Source organism: Inquilinus limosus DSM 16000 (genome assembly GCF_000423185.1).
Lineage (GTDB): Bacteria > Pseudomonadota > Alphaproteobacteria > DSM-16000 > Inquilinaceae > Inquilinus > Inquilinus limosus.
The window spans coordinates 90,497-110,631 of sequence record NZ_KE383985.1 but is presented as its reverse complement, the minus strand read 5'-3'; the positions used below and the strand labels follow the sequence as shown (position 1 = coordinate 110,631).

The 20,135-nt window shown below is 71.0% G+C and carries 17 protein-coding genes; 11 read left to right on the top strand and 6 right to left on the bottom strand.

What is annotated here, in order from left to right; genetic code table 11:
* Window positions 1–65: 65 nt before the first annotated feature.
* Genes G537_RS0130150 through G537_RS0130135 form a run of 4 tightly spaced genes read right to left on the bottom strand, consistent with a single transcriptional unit; the run spans window position 66 to window position 3,868 of the window.
* A complete protein-coding gene (locus G537_RS0130150; protein WP_026873211.1) occupies window positions 66–1,136 on the bottom strand; it encodes a sulfate/molybdate ABC transporter ATP-binding protein in 1,071 nt (356 codons plus the stop codon).
* A complete protein-coding gene (cysW, locus tag G537_RS40805) occupies window positions 1,136–2,026 on the bottom strand; it encodes a sulfate ABC transporter permease subunit CysW (RefSeq protein ID WP_034853514.1) in 891 nt (296 codons plus the stop codon). The genes G537_RS0130150 and cysW overlap by 1 nt, the downstream gene beginning before the upstream one ends.
* The gene (gene cysT, locus G537_RS0130140; protein ID WP_081689151.1) at window positions 2,014–2,901 is read right to left on the bottom strand and encodes a sulfate ABC transporter permease subunit CysT; all 888 of its coding nucleotides are present in this window, start codon (window positions 2,899–2,901) and stop codon (window positions 2,014–2,016) included. The genes cysW and cysT overlap by 13 nt, the downstream gene beginning before the upstream one ends.
* Window positions 2,864–3,868, bottom strand: coding sequence for a sulfate ABC transporter substrate-binding protein (locus G537_RS0130135; protein ID WP_026873209.1), 1,005 nt, complete (start codon window positions 3,866–3,868; stop codon window positions 2,864–2,866). The genes cysT and G537_RS0130135 overlap by 38 nt, the downstream gene beginning before the upstream one ends.
* 300 nt (window positions 3,869–4,168) lie before the next feature.
* On the opposite strand from G537_RS0130135, the gene glpD reads away from it, so the two are divergent.
* The 7 genes from glpD to G537_RS0130100 all read left to right on the top strand — a co-directional run bounded on the left by glpD (window position 4,169) and on the right by G537_RS0130100 (window position 11,684).
* Window positions 4,169–5,692, top strand: coding sequence for a glycerol-3-phosphate dehydrogenase (gene glpD, locus G537_RS0130130; RefSeq protein WP_034853512.1), 1,524 nt, complete (start codon window positions 4,169–4,171; stop codon window positions 5,690–5,692).
* Window positions 5,689–6,771: an ABC transporter ATP-binding protein gene (locus G537_RS0130125; RefSeq protein WP_026873207.1), complete on the top strand. Its 1,083-nt coding sequence runs from the start codon at window positions 5,689–5,691 to the stop codon at window positions 6,769–6,771. The genes glpD and G537_RS0130125 overlap by 4 nt, the downstream gene beginning before the upstream one ends.
* A gap of 4 nt (window positions 6,772–6,775) precedes the next feature.
* On the top strand, window positions 6,776–7,849 hold the full coding sequence (locus tag G537_RS0130120; protein ID WP_026873206.1) for an ABC transporter ATP-binding protein: 1,074 nt from the start codon (window positions 6,776–6,778) through the stop codon (window positions 7,847–7,849).
* A 2-nt stretch (window positions 7,850–7,851) separates the two neighbouring features.
* Entirely contained in the window at window positions 7,852–8,724 is an 873-nt protein-coding gene (locus G537_RS0130115) for a carbohydrate ABC transporter permease (protein WP_026873205.1), read from the top strand.
* Window positions 8,721–9,524, top strand: coding sequence for a carbohydrate ABC transporter permease (locus G537_RS0130110; RefSeq protein ID WP_026873204.1), 804 nt, complete (start codon window positions 8,721–8,723; stop codon window positions 9,522–9,524). Before G537_RS0130115 ends, G537_RS0130110 begins: the two co-directional genes overlap by 4 nt.
* Window positions 9,525–9,537: 13 nt before the next feature.
* Window positions 9,538–9,816: a DUF2160 domain-containing protein gene (locus tag G537_RS0130105; RefSeq protein ID WP_211230558.1), complete on the top strand. Its 279-nt coding sequence runs from the start codon at window positions 9,538–9,540 to the stop codon at window positions 9,814–9,816.
* Between the two features lie 89 nt (window positions 9,817–9,905).
* Complete coding sequence (locus tag G537_RS0130100) at window positions 9,906–11,684, top strand: ABC transporter substrate-binding protein (protein WP_034853616.1); 1,779 nt, start codon at window positions 9,906–9,908, stop codon at window positions 11,682–11,684.
* A 113-nt stretch (window positions 11,685–11,797) separates the two neighbouring features.
* Here the strand turns inward: G537_RS0130100 and G537_RS40800 are convergent, their stop codons facing one another.
* Window positions 11,798–13,177 carry an FAD/NAD(P)-binding protein gene (locus G537_RS40800; RefSeq protein WP_051249320.1) on the bottom strand — a complete coding sequence of 460 codons (1,380 nt, stop codon included), beginning with the start codon at window positions 13,175–13,177 and terminating at the stop codon, window positions 11,798–11,800.
* 163 nt (window positions 13,178–13,340) lie between these two features.
* Here G537_RS40800 and G537_RS42535 point away from each other — a divergent pair, with 163 nt between their 5' ends.
* The 4 genes from G537_RS42535 (at window position 13,341) to G537_RS0130075 (ending at window position 16,460) form a co-directional block, all read left to right on the top strand.
* Window positions 13,341–13,841 carry an OmpA family protein gene (locus G537_RS42535; protein ID WP_162146176.1) on the top strand — a complete coding sequence of 167 codons (501 nt, stop codon included), beginning with the start codon at window positions 13,341–13,343 and terminating at the stop codon, window positions 13,839–13,841.
* A 50-nt stretch (window positions 13,842–13,891) separates the two neighbouring features.
* Window positions 13,892–14,284 carry a Co2+/Mg2+ efflux protein ApaG gene (gene apaG / locus G537_RS0130085; RefSeq protein ID WP_026873200.1) on the top strand — a complete coding sequence of 131 codons (393 nt, stop codon included), beginning with the start codon at window positions 13,892–13,894 and terminating at the stop codon, window positions 14,282–14,284.
* A 96-nt stretch (window positions 14,285–14,380) separates the two neighbouring features.
* Window positions 14,381–15,022, top strand: coding sequence for a GTP cyclohydrolase I FolE (folE, locus tag G537_RS0130080; RefSeq protein ID WP_081689149.1), 642 nt, complete (start codon window positions 14,381–14,383; stop codon window positions 15,020–15,022).
* Window positions 15,023–15,164: 142 nt separating this feature from the next.
* On the top strand, window positions 15,165–16,460 hold the full coding sequence (locus G537_RS0130075; RefSeq protein WP_026873198.1) for a hemolysin family protein: 1,296 nt from the start codon (window positions 15,165–15,167) through the stop codon (window positions 16,458–16,460).
* Between the two features lie 170 nt (window positions 16,461–16,630).
* Here G537_RS0130075 and G537_RS0130070 read toward each other — a convergent pair whose 3' ends face one another.
* Window positions 16,631–20,125 (bottom strand): chromosome segregation SMC family protein, encoded by a 3,495-nt coding sequence (locus tag G537_RS0130070; RefSeq protein ID WP_026873197.1) that lies wholly within the window; start codon window positions 20,123–20,125, stop codon window positions 16,631–16,633.
* Between the last annotated feature and the right edge of the window lie 10 nt (window positions 20,126–20,135).

The window sequence follows — 20,135 nt, the reverse complement described above, 5'->3', positions numbered from 1 at the left end:
GAAATCGCGTAGCTATTTCGGGTGAAGGGGCGACTCAGGTCCATCCGCATCGCGGACCGTCCTTGTTACCGCTCCGCCGCGAACACGAAGGGCGGCGGCAGGCGCAGGGCCACCGGGTCGCCGACCGACAGCGCCGGCAGGTCCGGGCTGTAGCGGTCGGCCTCGATCCGGATCGGGTCGGCGGACAGGGGCGTCTCCGCCTCCACCGTCACCGTGGTGGCGCTGTGCAGCACCCGCCGGGCGGTGCCGGGCACCAGCCCGTCGCCTGACGCGCCGCCCGGCAGCAGCCGGATGGCGCGCGGCCGGATGTCGGCGATGGCCCTGTTGCCGGGGGCGAGGCCGCGCGTGTCGGCCGGCAGGCGCAGCCCAGAGATCTCCACCACATTCGGCTCCGTCACCGTGCAGGGCAGGCGGTTGACGTCGCCGAGGAAGCTGGAGACGAAGGCCGTGGCCGGGTTGTCGACCAGCGCCGCCGGATCGCCCTGCTGCTCGATCCGGCCGTCGCGCAGCACCACCACCCGGTCGGCCAGCTCCAGCGCCTCCTCCTGGTCGTGGGTGACGAACAGGCTGGTCAGGCCGGTGCGGTCGTGCAGCTCGCGCAGCCACACCCGCAGCTCCTTCCGCACCTTGGCGTCGAGCGCGCCGAAGGGCTCGTCGAGCAGCAGCAGCTTGGGCTCGATCGCCAGCGCCCGGGCCAGGGCGACGCGCTGGCGCTGGCCGCCCGAGAGCTGGCGCGGATAGCGCCGCGCGAGGCCCGGCAGCTGCACCAGCTCCAGCAGCTCCTCGACCCGGCGCGCGATCTCGGCCTTGGGCGGGCGGGTGGCGCCGGGCCGCACCTGCAGGCCGAAGGCGATGTTGCCGAACACCGTCATGTGCCGGAACAGGGCGTAGTGCTGGAACACGAAGCCGATCCGGCGCTGCCGCGGCTTCACCGCGGCGATGTCGGCGCCGTCGACCAGGATGTGCCCGGCATCGGCCCGCTCCAGCCCCGCCACGATGCGCAGCAGCGTGGTCTTGCCCGAGCCCGAGGGGCCGAGCAGGGCGACGAAGGCGCGGTCCGGCACCTCCAGCTCGATCTCGTTGAGCGCGTAGACCGGGCCGAAGCGCTTGGTCAGGCCCTGGATGGCGATCGGCATCAGCTCTCCGCGGAGTCGTGGCGGTCCGAGCGGAACCGCCATTCGAGCAGGGTCTTCAGCACCAGCGTCACCAGGGCGAGGCCGGCGAGCAGCGAGGCGACGGCGAAGGCGCCGACGAAATTGTACTCGTTGTAGAGGATCTCGACCTGCAGCGGCATGGTGTTGGTCTGGCCGCGGATATGGCCGGAGACGACCGAGACGGCGCCGAACTCGCCCATCGCCCTGGCGTTGCACAGCAGCACGCCGTACAGCAGCGCCCATTTGACGTTGGGCAGGGTGACGCGGAAGAAGGTCTGCCAGCCGCTGGCGCCCAGCAGCACCGCCGCCTCCTCCTCATCCGTGCCCTGGTCCTGCATCAGCGGGATCAACTCGCGCGCCACGAAGGGCAGGGTGACGAAGATGGTGGCGATCACGAGGCCGGTGACGGTGAAGATCACCCGGATGCCGTGCGCCTCCAGGAACGGGCCGAACCAGCCGTTGGCCCCGAACAGCAGCACATAGATCAGGCCCGAGATCACCGGCGAGACCGAGAAGGGCAGGTCGACGATCGTGGTCAGCAGGCTCTTGCCCCAGAACTCGAACTTGGCGATCGCCCAGGCCGTGGCCAGGCCGAAGATCGTGTTCAGCGGCACGGCGATGGCGGCGACCGTCAGGGTCAGCCGGATCGCCGCCAGCGAATCGTCGCTGCCGATGCCCTCCAGATAGGCGTCGATGCCGCGGCGCAGCGCCTCGGTCAGCACCACGGCCAGCGGCAGCACCAGGAACAGGCCGAGGAAGACCACGGCGATCGCGATCAGGGCCAGGCGGATGCCGAACGGCTCCTCCCACGGTCGCTCGGCGGGCTTCAGCCGGGTGCGCGCGGCCGCCAGCGTGCGGGTCAGTCCGCCCATTTGCGGCTCCAGCGCTGCAGCAGGTTGATCACCAGGATGATGACGAAGGCGGCCAGCAGCATCACCGCGCCGATCGTGGCGGCGCCGGCATAGTCGTATTCCTCCAGCCGGATCACGATCAGCAGCGGCGCGATCTCCGACACGCCCGGGATGTTGCCGGCGATGAAGATGACCGAGCCGTATTCGCCGACCGCGCGGGCGAAGGCCAGGATGAAGCCGGTCAGGATCGCCGGCGACAGCAGCGGCAGCACCACCCGCCACACCACCTGCCAGCGCCGGGCGCCGAGGGTGGCGGCGGCCTCCTCGATCTCGCGGTCCAGGTCCTCCAGCACCGGCTCCACCGTGCGCACCACGAAGGGCAGGCCGATGAAGACGAGGGCGATGAAGATGCCGGGCGGGCCGAAAGCGGCCTTGATCCCCAGCTGCATCAAGGGCCCGCCGAGCCAGCCCTTGGGCGAGTACAGCGACGCCAGCGCGATGCCCGCCACCGCCGTCGGCAGGGCGAAGGGCAGGTCGATCAGCGCGTTCATCAGCGGCCGGCCCCAGAAGCGGTAGCGCGTCACCACCCAGGCCACCAGCGTGCCGAAGACGACGTTCACCGCCGCGGCCAGCAGCGCCAGGCCGAAGCTGACCTTGAGCGCCGCCAGGGTGCGCGGCGAGGACACCACCCGCCAGACGCCGTCGACCCCGAGCTCCCAGGGCCGGATCACCAGCGCCGCCAGCGGCAGCAGCACCAGCAGCGCCAGATAGGTCAGGGAAAAGCCGAGGGTCAGCCCGAATCCCGGCAGCACGCCGACATGGCGCGCCGCCGGGGCCGGACTCTCCCTGGCTCTTTCCCTAGCCCTTTCGGTAGATCTGATCGAAGGTGCCGCCATCCGAGAAATGCGCCTGTTGGGCCTTCTGCCAGCCGCCGAAGACATCGTCGATGGTAAACAGATTCACGGCCGGGAAGGTGTCCTTGTAGCGCGCCGCCACCTCGGGCGAGCGCGGGCGGTAGAAGTTCTTGGCCGCCAGCTCCTGCCCTTCGGGCGAGTACAGGAACTCAAGATAGGCCTGGGCCACGGCGCGGGTGCCGTGCGCGTCGGCCACCTTGTCGACCACCGCGACCGAGGGCTCGGCCAGGATCGAGACCGACGGCACGACGATGTCGAACTCGTCGGGGCCCAGCTCCTTCACCGCCAGGAAGGCCTCGTTCTCCCAGGCGATCAGCACGTCGCCGATGCCGCGCTGGACGAAGGTGGTGGTGGAGCCGCGGGCCCCGGTGTCCAGCACCGGGACATTGGCATAGATCTTCTGCACGAAATCCTTGGCCGTCTGGTCGTTGCCGCCGGGCTGCTTCAGGGCATAGCCCCAGGCGGCGAGGTAGTTCCAGCGCGCCCCGCCCGAGGTCTTCGGGTTCGGGGTGATCACCTGGACGCCTTCCTTGGCCAGGTCGGGCCAGTCCTTGATCTCCAGCGGATTGCCCTTGCGCACCAGGAACACGATGGTCGAGGTGTAGGGCGCGCTGTTGTCCGGCAGCCGCTTCACCCAATCCTTGTCGATCAGCCCCCTCGCCGCGATCGCGTCGATGTCGTAGGCCAGGGCCAGGGTGACGACGTCGGCCTGCAGCCCGTCGATCACCGACCGGGCCTGGGCGCCGGAGCCGCCATGCGAGGCCTCGATGGTGACGGTGTCGCCGGTCTTGGCCTTCCACTGCTCGGCGAAGGCGGCGTTGACCTGCTTGTACAGCTCGCGCGTCGGATCGTAGGAGACGTTGAGCAGCTTGATCTCGGCTGCCTGCGCAGTGGCCGCAGCCAGCGCGACGGCCGCCGCGGCCAGCAGCCGAGTGGTCATGGTCCGCATGACTTCGACCTCCGATGGTCCCTTGGTTGATGTGTATGGCGGCGTCGGGGACAGTTAGGCGAGGAACGGCGGCGAAGGCAATCTCTATTTCACATAAAATCTCATCCATCGGCTCACAATTTCACATCGAGACTTGATATTATCGTGATCGTGTGCCTTCGCTTTCGCACATGCGAACCGGGATGTCTTGGCGGATCCTGCGCATTTGCCGCGAATTCCGATTGCATCGGAACGGCGGCGCAGGCAGATTTTCGTTTACGAAGATCGAAAGCGGCGCGGCCGCAAACAGAGGCAGGAAACGTGGCTGAGGTGCTGTACGACCTCCTGGTCATCGGCGGCGGCGTCAACGGCGTCGGCATCGCGCGCGACGCGGCGGGGCGCGGCCTGTCGGTCCTGCTCTGCGAGAAGGGCGACCTGGCCGGCGCCACCTCCTCGGCCTCGACCAAGCTGATCCATGGCGGGCTGCGCTATCTCGAATATTACGAGTTCCGCCTGGTCCGCGAGGCGCTGATGGAGCGCGAGGTGCTGCTGCGCGCGGCGCCGCACATCATCTGGCCGTTGCGATTCGTGCTGCCGCACGACCGGTCGATGCGGCCGGCCTGGATGGTGCGGCTCGGCCTGTTCCTCTACGATCATCTCGGCGGCCGCAAGCTGCTGCCGGCCAGCCATGGGCTGACGCTGCGCGGCGGCGCCATCGGCCGGGTGCTGCAGCCGCATCTGACGCGCGGTTTCGAATATTCCGACTGCTGGGTCGACGACGCCCGCATGGTGACGCTGGCGGCGCTGGACGCGAAGGAACGCGGCGCCGAGATCCTGACCCGCACCGAATGCGTCGAGGCGAAGCGCGACAGCGGCCGCTGGACCGCCACCCTGCGCGGCGTCGACGGCCGCGAGCGGCGGGTCTCGGCGCGCGGCTTGGTCAATGCCGGCGGCCCCTGGGTCAAGCATGTGCTGAACGACACGGTCGGCCTGCCGGGCGCCAGCCGGGTGCGCCTGGTCAAGGGCAGCCATATCGTGGTGCCGCGGCTCTATGACGGGCCCGAGGCCTTCATCCTGCAGAACAGCGACCGGCGCATCGTCTTCGTCATCCCCTATGAAGGGAAGTTCTCGCTGATCGGCACCACCGACCTCGACTACCAGGGCGACCCGGCCGGCGTCTCGATCACGCCGGAGGAGACGGCCTATCTGTGCGAGGCGGTCGGCCGCTGCTTCGCCGACGGCCCGACGCCGGACGACGTGGTCTGGAGCTATGCCGGCGTCCGGCCGCTCTATGACGACGGCTCGTCCAGCGCGACCCAGGCGACGCGCGACTACGTGCTGGAGCTGGACGCGCCGCAGGGCCAAGCGCCGGCCCTGTCGGTGTTCGGCGGCAAGATCACCACCTTCCGCCGCCTGTCCGAGCACGCGCTGGAGAAGCTGGCGCCGGTGATGGGGATCAAGGGCGCCCCGTGGACCGCCGGGGCGCCGCTGCCCGGCGGCGACATCCCGGGCGCCGATTTCGAGGGCTTCCTGGCGAAGCTGCGCGCGGCCCGGCCCTGGCTGCCGGGGCCGCTGGCCCGCCGGCTGGCCCGCGCCTACGGCACCCGGGTCGACCGGCTGCTGGGGTCGGCGCAGAGCCTGGAGGATCTGGGCCGCGATTTCGGCGCCGGGCTGACCGAGGCCGAGCTCGATTACCTGGTCGACCAGGAATGGGCGCGGACGGCCGAGGACGTGCTGTGGCGCCGGTCCAAGCTGGGGCTCCATATCTCGGCCGAATCGCACGGCGCGATCACCGACTGGCTCCGGGCCCGCAACTCCCTGCCCGCGGAAAGGATCGTGTCGTGACGCTGGTGCTCGAAGGCGTGATCCGGGAGGTCGGGGCGGAGACCCACATCCATCCGCTCGACCTCGCGCTCGAGCCCGGCACGCTGACCGTGCTGCTGGGCCGCACCCAGGCCGGCAAGACCACGCTGATGCGGCTGATGGCGGGGCTGGAGCGTCCGAGCCGTGGCCGGGTCCTGGCCGATGGCCGCGACGTCACCGGCGTCTCGGTGCGCAACCGCGACGTCGCCATGGTCTACCAGCAGTTCATCAACTACCCGTCGAAGACGGTCTACGACAACATCGCCTCGCCGCTGCGGCTCAAGGGCCTCGGCCGGGCCGAGATCGACCGCCGGGTGCGCGAGACCGCTTCGATGCTGCGGATCGACCGGTTCCTGGAGCGGCTGCCGGGCGAGCTGTCGGGCGGCCAGCAGCAGCGCACCGCGATCGCCCGGGCGCTGGTCAAGGACGCCGGCCTGCTGCTGCTGGACGAGCCGCTGGTCAATCTCGACTACAAGCTGCGCGAGGAGCTGCGGGCCGAGCTGTCGGAGATCTTCCGCCGCGGCAAGGCGATCGTGGTCTACGCCACCACCGAGCCGGCCGAGGCGCTGATCCTGGGCGGCCGCACCGTGGTGCTGGACGAAGGCCGGCTGCTGCAGCAGGGGCCGACGGTCGAGGTGTTCCAGAACCCGGCCTCGACCAGGGTGGCCGAGGTGTTCAGCGATCCGCCGATGAATCTCGGCCCCGCCGAGGTGGCGGACGGCGCCCTGCGCCTCGTCGACGGCGTCGCCGTGCCTCTGGCCGGGCACCTGGCCGGGCTGGCGGCCGGGCCCTGCACCGTCGGGGTGCGGCCGGGCCATCTCCGCCTCGGTGCCGCCGGCGCGGGCGAAGCCTCGGTGACGACGCGGGTCGAGCTCGCGGAGATCAGCGGCTCCGAGACCTACGTCCATTTCCATCTCGGCGACCGGCCCTGGGTGGCGCAGCAGCCCGGCGTGCACAAGCACCCGCTGGGCGAGCCGCTGACGGTCGCGATCGACCCCGCCCGGATCTACGTCTTCGACCCGGCCGGGCGGCTCGCCGCCGCCCCGGCCCGGACCAGGTGACAGCATGGCCCGCATCGAACTGAAGGCCCTGGCGCACAGCTACCGCCCGAACCCGACGGATCCGGCGGATTACGCGCTGCGGCCGATGGACATGGTGTGGCAGAGCGGCCGGGCCTATGCCCTCCTCGGCCCCTCCGGCTGCGGCAAGACCACGCTGCTCAACATCATCTCCGGCCTGGTGACGCCCAGCCAGGGCCAGGTGCTGTTCGACGGCCGCGACGTCACCCAGGCCTCGCCGGAGCAGCGCAACATCGCCCAGGTGTTCCAGTTCCCGGTGGTCTACGACACCATGACGGTGGCGGAGAACTTGGCCTTCCCTCTGCGCAACCGCAAGCTGCCGAGACCGGAGATCGAGGCCCGCGTCGCCGAGGTGGCGGCGATGCTGGAGCTGACGCCGGTGCTGCGGCGCCGGGCCCGCGGCCTCGACGCCGACCAGAAGCAGAAGATCTCGCTGGGCCGCGGCCTGGTGCGCAAGGACGTCGCCGCGATCCTGTTCGACGAGCCGCTGACCGTCATCGACCCGCATCTGAAGTGGCAGCTGCGGCGCAAGCTGAAGCAAGTGCACGAGCAGGTGCGGACCAGCCTGATCTACGTCACCCACGACCAGCTCGAGGCGCTGACCTTCGCCGACGAGGTGATCGTCATGTACGAAGGCCAGGTGGTGCAGCTCGGCACCCCGCAGGAGCTGTTCGAGCGACCGGCCCACACCTTCGTCGGCTATTTCATCGGCAGCCCGGGCATCAACCTGCTGCCCTGCACCGTCGACCAGGGGGCGGCGGTGGTCGAGGGCGCCCGCATTCCGCTCTCCGATGCGGCCCTCGCCGGGCTGGACAAGGCGTCCGGCAGGCTCGAGCTCGGCATCCGGCCGGAGTTCCTGGAGGTCGCCGACAGCGGCGTGCCGGCGGCGGTGACCGCGGTCGAGGATCTCGGCACGCATCTGATCGTCACGCTGCGGCTCGGCGCCGCCACGGTGAAGGCCAAGCTGCCTGAGGGCCGCGGCGTCCCGGCCGGCACCGCGCATCTGCGCTTCCCGCCGGAGCGCACCCTTCTCTACGCCGACGGCAGGCTGGTGGGCTGATCATGGAAAAGACCCCGAACAACGCCGCCTGGTTCCTGGTCGTCCCGGTCGTGCTGCTGGTCGCGTTCAGCGCCATTATTCCGCTGATGACGGTCGTGAACTATTCGGTGCAGGACATCTTCGGCCCCGGCCAGGGCGTCTTCGTCGGCACCGAATGGTTCGAGCAGGTGCTGCAGGACGACCGGCTGCAGGCGGCCCTGGGCCGGCAGCTGATCTTCAGCTTCTGCGTGCTGGCGATCGAGATCCCGCTCGGCGTGCTGGTCGCGCTGTGCATGCCGGCGCGCGGCTGGGCCGTCTCCATCACCCTCGTCGTGCTGGCGCTGCCGCTGCTGATTCCCTGGAACGTGGTCGGCACGATCTGGCAGATCTTCGCCCGGCCCGACATCGGCCTGGCCGGCGTGCTGATCAACCGCCTCGGCTTCGACTACAACTACACCGCCGACACCTTCGACGCCTGGATCACCGTGCTGGTGATGGACATCTGGCACTGGACCTCGCTGGTGGCGCTGCTGGGCTATGCCGGGCTGCGCTCGATCCCGGACGCCTTCTACCAGGCGGCGCGGATCGACGGTGCCTCGCGCTGGGCGGTGTTCCGCTACATCCAGCTGCCGAAGATGTCGGGCGTGCTGCTGATCGCGGTGCTGCTGCGCTTCATGGACAGCTTCATGATCTACACCGAGCCCTTCGTCCTGACCGGCGGCGGGCCCGGCAACGCCACCACCTTCCTGAGCCAGGAGCTGACCCGCATGGCGGTCGGCCAGTTCGACCTCGGGCCCGCGGCGGCGTTCTCGATCATCTACTTCCTGATCATCCTCCTGTTCTCCTGGCTATTCTACACGGTCATCACCAATATCGGGAAAGCCGACGCGCCATGAACCGCCGCACCCGCGCCGTCATCCTGGTCGTGTACATGGTCTTCCTGGCCCTGCCGATCTATTGGCTGGTGACCATGTCGCTGAAGGAGAACCGCGAGATCCTGTCCGGGTTCACGCTGTTCCCGCAGACCCTGACCTTCGACAACTACGTCACCATCTTCACCGACGCGTCCTGGTATTCCGGCTACATCCATTCGATCACCTATGTGCTGATGAACATGGTGATCTCGGTGCTGGTGGCGCTGCCGGCGGCCTACGCCTTCAGCCGCTACCGCTTCATCGGCGACCGGCACATGTTCTTCTGGCTGCTGTCGAACCGGATGTCGCCGCCGGCGGTGTTCCTGCTGCCCTTCTTCCAGCTCTATTCCGCCTTCGGGCTGATCGACACGCCCTATGCCGTGGCGCTGGCGCACTGCCTGTTCAACGTGCCGCTGGCGGTCTGGATCCTGGAAGGCTTCATGTCCGGCGTGCCGAAGGAGATCGACGAGACCGCCTATATCGACGGCTACTCCTTCCCGCGCTTCTTCCTGACCATCTTCGTGCCGCTGATCCGCGGCGGCATCGGCGTCACCGCCTTCTTCTGCTTCATGTTCTCCTGGGTCGAGCTGCTGCTGGCCCGCACCCTGACCTCGGTCGAGGCCAAGCCGATCGCCGCCACCATGACCCGCACGGTCAGCGCCGCCGGCATGGACTGGTCGCTGCTGGCCGCCGCCGGCGTGCTGACCATCGTGCCCGGCGCGATCGTGATCTGGTTCGTCCGCAACTACATCGCCAAGGGCTTCGCCCTGGGCCGGGTGTGAGGGAGGACGCGCCATGAATTTGGACTGGATGGCCTGGACGCCGCCCACCGCCTGGTTCTTCGCCGGCATCGCGGCGCTGCTGGTGGCGATGACGGTCTGGCAGCTGGTGGCGCCCTCGGTGCCGCGGCGGGGCCTGCTGCCGCTGGTCACCACCCCCGGCGACCGGCTGTTCATCGGCCTGCTCGGCGCCGCCTACATCCATCTCGCCTGGATCGGGCTGGCCTCGGGCAGCCTCTGGTACGGCTTCGCGATCGCCGTGGCTTGGATGATCGCGGTGATGCGGTTCGGATGAGCTGACGCCCGTCCGGGCCGGGCCCCGGCGTCCGGGGCAGGGAGTGCTGGTTTCAACATCTGTATAGACGGGGAGAGATCATGACCAAGATGCTGCACGGGCCGGGCGGGTTCCCGGTCCATCGCCGGACCCTGCTGCGCGGCGCCTCCGCGCTCGGCGTCGCCGCCGCCCTGCCGGGCTTCGCCCGCAAGGCCTTCGCCCAAGGGTCGGACCAGCTGATGGCCAATGCCAGGAAGTGGATCGACACCGAATTCCAGCCTTCGACGCTGTCCAAGGACGAGCAGATGAAGGAGATGGAGTTCTTCATCAAGGCGGCCGAGCCGTTCCGCGGCATGGACATCAACGTGGTGTCGGAGACGATCACCACCCACAGCTACGAGGCCGGGACGCTGGCCCGCGCCTTCTCCGAGATCACCGGCATCAACCTGAAGCACGACCTGATTCAGGAAGGCGACGTGATCGAGAAGCTGCAGACGCAGATGCAGTCCGGCCAGAACATCTACGACGCCTATGTCAACGACAGCGACCTGATCGGCACGCATTTCCGCTACGGCCAGGCGGTGCCGCTGTCCGACTTCATGGCCGGCGACGGCAAGGACTTCACCCTGCCGACGCTCGACATCGACGACTTCATGGGCAAGAGCTTCACCACCGGGCCGGACGGGAAGCTGTACCAGATCCCGGACCAGCAGTTCGCGAACCTGTACTGGTTCCGCTACGACTGGTTCACCGACCCGAAACTGCAGGAGCAGTTCAAGGCGGCCTACGGCTACGACCTCGGCGTGCCGCTGAACTGGTCGGCCTATGAGGACATCGCCGACTTCTTCACCAACAAGGTGAAGGAAATCAACGGCGTCCGCGTCTGGGGCCATATGGACTACGGCAAGAAGGACCCCTCGCTCGGCTGGCGCTTCACCGACGCCTGGCTGTCCATGGCCGGCGCCGGCGACAAGGGCATCCCGAACGGCCTGCCGGTCGACGAATGGGGCATCCGGGTCGAGGGCTGCCGCCCCGCCGGCTCCAGCGTCACCCGCGGCGGCGACGTCAACGGGCCGGCCGCGGTGTACGCGCTGACCAAGTACATCGACTGGCTGAAGAAGTACGCCCCGCCCGAGGCGGCCGGCATGACCTTCTCCGAGGCCGGGCCGGTGCCGGGCCAGGGCAACATCGCCCAGCAGATCTTCTGGTACACCGCCTTCACCGCCGACCTGGCCAAGCCCGGCCTGCCGGTGGTGAACGAGGACGGCACGCCGAAATGGCGCATGGCGCCCTCGCCGCACGGCCCGTATTGGGAAGAGGGGATGAAGCTGGGCTACCAGGATTGCGGTTCCTGGACCATCCTGAAGAGCACGCCGAAGGAGCGGCAGCAGGCGGCCTGGCTGTACGCCCAGTTCTGCATCTGCAAGACCACCTCGCTGAAGAAGCTGCAGGTCGGCCTGACCCCGATCCGCGACAGCGACATCCGCTCCAAGGCGATGGACGAGATGGCGCCGAAGCTGGGCGGTCTGGTCGAGTTCTACCGCAGCCCGGCGCGCGTCGCCTGGACCCCGACCGGCACCAATGTCCCCGACTATCCGCGGCTGGCGCAGCTGTGGTGGCAGAACGTGGCCGAGGCGGTGACCGGCGAGGTCACGCCGCAGCAGGCCATGGACAACCTGGCCAAGCAGCAGGACCAGGTGCTGGCGCGGCTGGAGCGGGCCGGCAATCTCGGCGATTGCGGGCCGAAGCTGAACGAGGAGAAGGACGCCCAGTACTGGTTCGACCAGCCCGGCGCGCCGAAGCCGAAGCTGGAGAACGAGAAGGAGAAGGGCCAGACCGTAGCCTATGACAGCCTGCTGCAGGCCTGGAAGGAAGGGAAGGTGCGGTAGACCCCACCACTGTCATTGCCGGGCTCGACCCGGCAATCCAGAGAGCGTCGAGACCTTCTGGATGCCCGGGTCAAGCCCGGGCATGACAGTTGGGGTGGAAGCTCCGCCCATCCTCAGATCCCCGGGTCAAAGCCCCGCTTGGCGGGAGGCGGGACGGCGTCGCCGTTCAGCATCGCCGTCGCCGCCTCGGCGCATTGCCTGCGGATGTCGGGCACCGCCGTGATCTCCCAGAAGGCGCCGCGGGTCGGCGGCCCGAGGGCGAACAGCCGGGGCGAGGGCTGGCCGTCATGGCCGATCAGCCGCCCCTCGGCGTCGACGTCGAGGCCGAGGCGCAGCCGGTCCGGCCGTGCCGCGCCGCCGGCCAGAAGCGACCGCAGCAGCGGGTCGTCGGTGCGCGCCGGATCGGTCTCCGGCCCGCTGGCCAGGACCAGGCGGCCGACCGACCGGCTCTCCTCCGCCGCGGCGCCGCGGCGGCGCAGCGTCACCGTCAGCCCGTCCTCCGCCGCCGAGACGGATCGCAGCCGCCCGGCGACGACCTGCAGCTGGCCCGAGGCGATCATCGCCCCGACCCGGTCGGCGATGGCCGGCGCCACCCGGTGCCGGTGCACGTCCCACCAGGGCCGCAGATGGCGCAGGAAGCGCCCCGCCTCCGCCTCGTCCCAGCCGCGCCACAGCGCCTGGGTGAAGGGCCGCAGCCCGTCGATCACGGCGCGCCAGTCGCCGCCCGCCGCCTCGGCCTCGCGGCACAGGGCACGAAGCCGGCGCAGCACGGCCAGAGCCGGCCGGCCGACGAACTCCGCCGCATCCAGTGCCGCCGGCTTGCTGGCGACGTCGCGATGCGGTCGAGGCAGCAGGCCACGCCGCGACAGCGCCAGGACGCGGCCGCGATGGTCCTGCGCCCCGAGCCCGGCGGCGATGTCGATCATGGTCAGCCCGGTGCCGATGATCAGCACGGTCTCGTCCGGCGGGATCTCGGCCAGGCCGGCATCCTCCGGCCCGACCAGGATCCGCCCCGGCGCCGCAGGCAGCGGGATCGGGGCTGAAGGCGGCGCGTTGCCGATGCACAGCGCCGCGATATCGGCGCTCTCGGTCCGGCCGGAGGCGAGGCGGACCGTCACCCCGGCCGAATCGCGGTCCAGCCCCACCGCGCCGTCCGCCAGCACGGTCAGGCCGCCGGGGAAATCGCGCCCGGCGGCCGCCAGGGTCTCGCCGACATAGTCGCCGTAGAAGCGGCGCGGCAGATAGGGCTCGTCGCCGGCGCCATGAGCCCGGGCCCAGCGCTGGAAATCGTCCGGCTCGTCCGGCAAGGCGCTCATGTTCGCGGTGCGGACGTTCAGCAGATGCGCCGGATGCGGCGTGCCATAGGCCATGCCGCGGCCCGGCGGGCCGCCGCGCTCGATCAGCACGACCTTCGCGGCCCCGGCCGAGCGGCGCAGGAGCTGGACCGCGAGCAGGCAGCCGGTGAACCCGGCCCCGATGATGGCGATGCGCATGATCCTCCAGCCGCTGCTTCGACGGCCGGCATGGTAGCCACCTCATCCCGGTCCGGCCACCCGCCGATCGAAGCGAAGCGGGAATGCCGCCTCGCCGTCGCCATCGCGCGGCCCTATGCTGCATGCGGGACGCAGACGGGGACCAAGGACGACGATGCGGATCGTGGCAGTGCTGGCATGCGTGGCCCTGGCGGGTCTGGCGGCTGGGTGCGTGCCGTCGCGCGAGGATCGGGTCGTGCTGCCCGATTCGGTGCCGGTGGACCGGGCGCTCTCGGCCGACATCGGCTATGTCTTCTTCCTGCCTGGCAAGGCCGGGCTGGCCCCGGACGGTACCGCCGCTATCGCCGCCGCGGTGGTGGAGGATGCGCGGCGCCGTGCCAAGGGGCCGCCGCCGCGCCTGATCGTGACCGGCCATGCCGATGCCGGCGGCGACCCGGCGGCGGCCCGGCGCCTGGCGCTGCGGCGGGCCCGGCTGGTGGTGGCCCGGCTGGAGGCGGCCGGGATCGCGAAGGATCGGATCACCGTCGCCGCCGCCGGCGCGGCCGATCCGCTGCTGCCCGCCCCGCCGGGACAGGCGGAGCCGGCCAACGACCGGGTCGAGATCGGATTTGAGTCCTCCCCGGCTGTGTCGCAATTGGACGCGACACCCCGGCGTCCCATATAGTCTGGTCGGGATTGTCGGCGCGGACGCGCCCCGCCAGCGGATCGACGGTGATGTACACTGCGGAAACCCGGGCGATCGAGGTGTCGGTCGAGCCGGTCTATCTCGAGGACCAGTCCTCGCCCGACGAGAACCACTACGTCTGGGCCTACCACGTCCGCATCGTCAATCACGGGCCGGAAACGGTGCAGCTGCGCAGCCGCTACTGGCGGATCACCGACGAACACGGTCTGGTGCGGGAGGTGCGCGGCCCGGGCGTCGTCGGGGTCGAGCCGGTGATCGAGCCGGGCAAGGCCTTCCAGTACACCAGCGGCGCGCCGATCGCGACGCCGTCCGGCATCATGGTCGGCAGCTACCAGATGGAGACCCCGTCGGGCGAGCGATTCGACGTGGCGATCCCCGCCTTCTCGCTGGACAGCCCGCATCGTACGATCCGGTTGAACTGACGTGACCTATCCATCCCGCAGCTCGCATGCGGTCCAGGCCCGGGCCGCGACGCCGAACGGCACCGCCATCGACAACCGCCCGGAGAGGCCGGCATCATGACCCGTAACCCCCTCACCCCCGTGGCGGCCAACGCCTCGACCCAGGCGCTGCGCAGCACGGCCGGGCACCGCCCGAGCCGGTCCGAGGCCGAGGAAGCGGTGCGCGTGCTGCTGCGCTGGGCCGGCGAGGACACGTCGCGCGAAGGCCTGCGCGACACGCCCAAGCGGGTGGTGAAGGCCTATGAGGAGTTCTTCCGCGGCTACGACCAGGATCCCGTCGAGCTTCTGTCCCGGACCTTCGAGGAGGTCGACGGCTACGACGAGATGGTGCTGCTGCGCGACATCGACTTCGAATCGCATTGCGAGCACCACATGGTGCCGATCATCGGCAAGGCGCATGTCGCCTATCTGCCGGACCGCCGGGTGGTCGGCATCTCCAAGCTGGCGCGGGTGGTCGACGCCTATGCCAAGCGGCTGCAGATCCAGGAGCGGCTGACGGCGCAGATCGCCGGCGCGATCGACGAGGTGCTGAAGCCGCGCGGCGTGGCCGTGATGGTGTCGTCGCAGCACCATTGCATGACCACGCGCGGGGTGCACAAGCACGGCACCCAGATGGTGACCAGCTGCATGGTCGGCGCCTTCCGCGACGACCCGCAGCTGCGGCGTGAATTCCAGATGATGATCGGGATGCCGGTGTGACCGTCGACCCCGCGGACCGGGCTCTCATGGAATATTGACGGCTTGGCGGTGGACGAAGGGGCGCCCGACCGGGTATCTCAGCCGGCATCATGTCTGCTTCCCACAGCAAGGAGACGGACGAACCTCCGTCTAGCGGCCGCCGATGATTGAACTCGTCATCGTCGTGCTGCTCATCCTGGTCAACGCCTTTTTTGCGATGTCGGAGCTGGCGTTGGTCTCCGCCCGCCGCGCCCGGCTGCAGGGCATGGCGGAACAGGGCCACCGCGGCGCCCGCGCCGCCCTCACCCTGGCCGAGGACCCGAACCGCCTCCTCTCCACCGTCCAGGTCGGCATCACGCTGGTCGGCATCTTCGCCGGCGCCTTCGGCGGCGCCACGCTGTCGGAGCCGCTGCGCGACTGGCTGGCGCCCCTGCCGGTGGTCGGGCCCTGGGCCGACGGCCTGTCCTTCGCCCTCGTCGTGGTCGCCATCACCTATTTCTCGCTGATCGTCGGCGAGCTGGTGCCGAAGCGGATCGCGCTGAACCACGCCGAAGCCATCGCCTCCCGCGTCGCCCGGCCGATGCAGACCGTGGCCGCGGTCGGCGCCCCGATCGTCTGGCTGCTGCAGCGCTCGACCGAGCTGGTGCTGAAGCTGCTCGGCATCTCCGCCGTCCCCGCCCAGACGGTGACGGAGGAGGAGGTGAAGACGCTGATCGCCGAAGGCACCGAGGCCGGCGTCTTCGCCGAGGCCGAGCGCGAGATGATCGACGGCGTGCTGCGCCTGGCCGACCGGTCGGTGCGCTCGATCATGACGCCGCGGCACGAGATGGTCTGGGTCGACCTCGAAGACAGCCCGGACGAGATCCGCCGGACCATCGCCGAGAGCGGCTGCAGCCGCTTCCCGGTGGCGCGCGGCGAGCTCGACGAGCTCGAGGGCGTGATCCAGACCAAGGACATGCTCGACCGCATGCTGCAGGGCGGCCCGTTCGACGTGGCCGAGACCATGCGGCCGCCGCTGGTGGTGCCGGACGGCACCCCGGCGCTGAAGCTGCTGCAGACCTTCCGCAGCGCCCCGATCCATCTCGCCGTGGTGGTCGACGAATACGGCAGCGTCGAAGGGCTGGTGACGCCGAGCGACATCCTGGCGGCGATCGCGGGCGAGGTTGCGGACGTCGCCGACCAGGCCAGCGGCTATTCCATCGTCAAGCGCGAGGACGGCAGCTGGCTGGTCGATGCGATGACGCCGATCGACGAGGTCGAGCGGCTGCTGCGCCTGCGCGGCCTGCGGTCGGAGGATGACGAATACCAGACCCTGGCGGGCTTCGTGCTCTGGCACCTCGGCCACCTGCCGAAGGTGGCGGAGAGCTTCGTCGAGAACGGGGTACGCTACGAGGTCATCGACCTCGACGGCAACCGCATCGACAAGGTGCTGATCAAGGTGGACCAGACGGAGCCGTAAGGCGGGGGACGGCGGTTCGAGACCACCAGGGCTGCGAACCAACTCCCTTCACTGTCATGCCCGGGCTTGACCCGGGCATCCAGAGAATGTCGACGCCCACTGGATTGCCGGGTCAACCCCGGCAATGACAGAACGGAAGATCGCTTGCATCGGGATCGCGGTCGCGAACCTCACACCGCCAGCTCCTGCTGGTGCGGCTGGGCGTGGCGGATGGCCTGCTCCAGGTCGACCGAGACCAGCTGGCTGACGCCACGCTCGATCATGGTGACGCCGTAGAGGCGGTTCACCCGGGCCATGGTCATGCGGTGGTGGGTGATGATCAGGAAGCGGGTGCGGCCGCCCTCCGCCAGCTCGGTCAGCAGCGTGCACAGCCGGTCGACATTGGCGTCGTCCAGCGGCGCGTCGACCTCGTCCAGCACGCAGATCGGCGCCGGGTTGGTCAGGAACACGGCGAAGATCAGCGCCGCCGCCGTCAGCGCCTGCTCGCCGCCCGACAGCAGCGACAGGTGCTGCAGCTTCTTGCCCGGCGGGCTGGCGAAGATCTCCAGCCCCGCCTCCAGCGGGTCCTCGGTGTCGGTCAGCGCCAGCTGCGCCTTGCCGCCGCCGAACAGCCGGGTGAACAGCGCCCGGAAATGCCCGTCGACCACGTCGAAGCTGGCCACCAGCCGCTCCCGCGCCTCGCGGTTCAGCGAGGCGATGCCCTGGCGCAGCTTGGCGATGGCGGCGGTCAGGTCCTCCTTCTCCGCCGACAGCCGCGTGTGCTGCGACTCGAGCTCGACGATCTCGACCTCGGCCCGCAGGTTGACCGGGCCCATGCCCTCGCGCTCGCGATTCAGCCGGTCGAGCTTGCGGGCGGTCTCCTCCGCATCCGGCAGCGGCGTGTCCGGGGTCAGCCCCGCCAGGCCGGCCACCGCCTCCGGCGCACAGTCCAGCCGCTCGGCGATGCGGGTGCGCAGCCCCTCGACCGCGGTCTGGGCCGCCACCACCGCCGCCTCGCCGCGCACCCGGGTCTCGCGTGCCTCGGCCAGGGCGGCCTCGGCGGCGCGCAGCGCGCGGTCGGCGGCCTCCTGGCGCTGCTCGCCCACCGCCAGCGCGTCGGCGGCCATGCGGCGGCGGCGCTCGGCCTCGTCGATCTGGCCGATCAGCGTCTCGCGCCGGGCGGCGATCTCGGCCGGCCGGGCGTCCAGCTCCAGCAGCGTCGCCTGGGTCTCCTCCAGCCGGACCTCCAGCTCGGCCAGCCGGTCGGCGCTGCCGCGCGCCCGGCTGTCCCAGCCCTGCGCCTCGCTCTCGATCGCGCGCAGCCGGCCGCGCCGGCCGGAGGCCTCGCGCTGCAGCCGCTCCAGCGCCGATTGCCGGGCGCCCAGCCCCGCCCGCGCCTCGGCCAAGGCCGAGCGGATCTCGCCGACCGCCCGGCGCTGCGCCTCGCCGTCCGGCAGCGCCGCGATCTCGGCCGCCGTCTCCTCGCGCTCGCGCATCGCGTCGTCGCTGTCGGCGGCCAGGCGCTCGGCCTGGGCGGTCAGCGCCGCCAGCCGGCTGCGCCGCGCCGCCTCGGCCTGTGCCGCCCTGCTCTGCGCCTCGCGGGCGCGCCCGACCGCGGAGACGGCGTCCTGTTGACCGCGCCGGGCCGCCCGGTCGGCCTCCTGCGCCGCCTGGGCCGCCTGGCGCGCCGCATCCGCCGCCCGACGTGCCGTCTCGGCGGCCTCGGCCGCGGTGGCCAGCTGCGCTTCCAGCTGCTCCAGCCGGTTGCGCTGCTGCAGCCGCGCCGCGGCGGGGGAGGGGGCGCCCGGCCGGGCCACCAGCCCGTCCCAGCGCCAGCGCCCGCCGGTTTTGGTCACCAGCGCCTGGCCGGGCCGCAGCGCCGGCTGCAGTGCCTCGGCTGCCGCCGTGTCCTCGACCACGCCGATATGGGCCAGCCGCCGGGCCAGCGCCGCAGGTGCGGTGACATGGCCGGCCAGCGGCTCCGCTCCGGCCGGCAGCGGTGCGGTCTCGTCATAGCCGGGCAGCTCGGCCCAGTGCAGCGGCGCCGAACGGTCGGCCGGCACCGAGGCCTCGTCGCCGAGAGCGGCGCCCAGCGCCGCCTCCCAGCCGGGTTCGACCTTGAGCTGGTCCAGGATCGGGGCGCGGGCGGCATCGCCCTTGCCGCTGCCGCCCTTACCACCCTCTAGGGCGGCGCGCAGGCCGTCGGCCTCGGCCTTCAGCCGGGTCGCGGCGCCTTCGGCCGACTGGGCGGCCTCGCGGGCACCGGCGAAGGCCGAATCGGCCGTCTGGCGCCGGCTCTCCGCCGCCTCCACCGCCTCCCGCGCCGCCTCCAGCCGCGCCTCGGCCTCGGCCAGGGCCAGCGCCGCCGCCTCGGCCCCGTCGGCGCCGGCCAGCTCGGCCTCGACCTGGGCGATCTGGCGCAGCGCGTCCTCGTGCCGGCGGGCCAGGTCCAGCAGGCGGGATTCGAGCTCGCGCTGGCGCTTGGCCAGGCTCTGGCGCCGGGCCTCGTCGCCGGCCGCGGCCTCGGTCAGCGCGGTCAGCTTCCCGTCCAGCTCGTCGACGATCCCGCGCTGCATGTCGATCGCCGCCCGCGCCTCGGCCTCGGCCTCCGCCTCGCCGGCGCTCTGGCGCTCGATCCGCTCGCGCTCCTCCGTCAGGCGGGCCAGCGCCTGGGCGGCGTCGGCGCCCAGCGAACGCTCGCGCACCAAGTCGCCCTTGACCTGCTCCAGCCGCCGGTTGGTCTCCAGGATCGACTGGCTCAGCCGGCCGGCCTCGGCCTCCAGCGTCTCGCGCTCGACCAGGTAGCGCTGCAGCGCCGTGGCCGATTCGGTGTCCGCCTTGCGCAGGGCAGGCAGGGCCGCGGCGGCCTCCGCCTGCTCGGTGGTGCCTCGCGTCGCCGCGATCATGCGCTCGCGCACCACCTGCTCGTTGGCGTCGTAGGCGCGGCGGGCCTCGGCCAGGGCCGCGACCGCCGCGGTCCATTGCAGGTGCAGCAGCGTTGCCTCGACCTGGCGGATCTGCTCCGAGACCGTGCGATAGCGCGCCGCCTGCCGTGCCTGCTTGCGCAGACCCCCGAGCTGGGCGTCGAGCTGCACCAGCACGTCGTCCAGGCGGGTCAGGTTCTCCTCGGCCGAGCGCAGCCGCAGCTCCGCCTCGTGCCGGCGGCTGTGCAGGCCGGTGATGCCGGCCGCCTCCTCCAGGATCTGCCGCCGCTCCGCCGGGCGGGCGGAGATCATCGCCGCGATCCGGCCCTGGCTGACCAGGGCGGGCGAGGCGGGGCCCGAGGCGTTGTCCTGGAACAGCAGCTGCACGTCGCGGGCGCGCACCGGCTTGCCGTTGATGCGGTACTCGGAGCCGGTGCCGCGCTCGATCCGGCGGACGATCTCGATGACATCCGAGTGGTCCCAGCCGGGTGCGGTGCGGTCGCTGTTGTCCAGCGTGATCGTCACCTCGGCCAGGTTGCGCGCCGCCCGGCCGGTGGTGCCGCCGAAGATGACGTCGTCCATCTCCTGGCCGCGCATGCGCCGGGCGGAGTTCTCGCCCATCGCCCAGCGCAGCGCCTCGACCAGGTTGGACTTGCCGCAGCCGTTCGGCCCGACCACGCCGGTCAGGCCGGGCTCGATGGCCACGTCCGTCGGATCGACGAAGGATTTGAAGCCCGACAGGCGGAGCCGGGCGAAATGCACGGCGGCGTGC

Excerpts from the sequence above, each read along its gene's own strand:
- cysT (WP_081689151.1), bottom strand. The coding sequence starts at position 2,901 with ATGGCGGCACCTTCGATCAGATCTACCGAAAGGGCTAGGGAAAGAGCC.
- apaG (WP_026873200.1), top strand. The coding sequence starts at position 13,892 with ATGTACACTGCGGAAACCCGGGCGATCGAGGTGTCGGTCGAGCCGGTC.
- cysW (WP_034853514.1), bottom strand. The coding sequence starts at position 2,026 with ATGGGCGGACTGACCCGCACGCTGGCGGCCGCGCGCACCCGGCTGAAG.
- folE (WP_081689149.1), top strand. The coding sequence starts at position 14,381 with ATGACCCGTAACCCCCTCACCCCCGTGGCGGCCAACGCCTCGACCCAG.
- G537_RS0130105 (WP_211230558.1), top strand. The coding sequence starts at position 9,538 with ATGAATTTGGACTGGATGGCCTGGACGCCGCCCACCGCCTGGTTCTTC.
- G537_RS0130075 (WP_026873198.1), top strand. The coding sequence starts at position 15,165 with ATGATTGAACTCGTCATCGTCGTGCTGCTCATCCTGGTCAACGCCTTT.
- G537_RS0130135 (WP_026873209.1), bottom strand. The coding sequence starts at position 3,868 with ATGCGGACCATGACCACTCGGCTGCTGGCCGCGGCGGCCGTCGCGCTG.
- G537_RS0130120 (WP_026873206.1), top strand. The coding sequence starts at position 6,776 with ATGGCCCGCATCGAACTGAAGGCCCTGGCGCACAGCTACCGCCCGAAC.
- G537_RS0130150 (WP_026873211.1), bottom strand. The coding sequence starts at position 1,136 with ATGCCGATCGCCATCCAGGGCCTGACCAAGCGCTTCGGCCCGGTCTAC.
- G537_RS0130115 (WP_026873205.1), top strand. The coding sequence starts at position 7,852 with ATGGAAAAGACCCCGAACAACGCCGCCTGGTTCCTGGTCGTCCCGGTC.
- G537_RS0130100 (WP_034853616.1), top strand. The coding sequence starts at position 9,906 with ATGCTGCACGGGCCGGGCGGGTTCCCGGTCCATCGCCGGACCCTGCTG.
- G537_RS40800 (WP_051249320.1), bottom strand. The coding sequence starts at position 13,177 with ATGCGCATCGCCATCATCGGGGCCGGGTTCACCGGCTGCCTGCTCGCG.
- G537_RS0130110 (WP_026873204.1), top strand. The coding sequence starts at position 8,721 with ATGAACCGCCGCACCCGCGCCGTCATCCTGGTCGTGTACATGGTCTTC.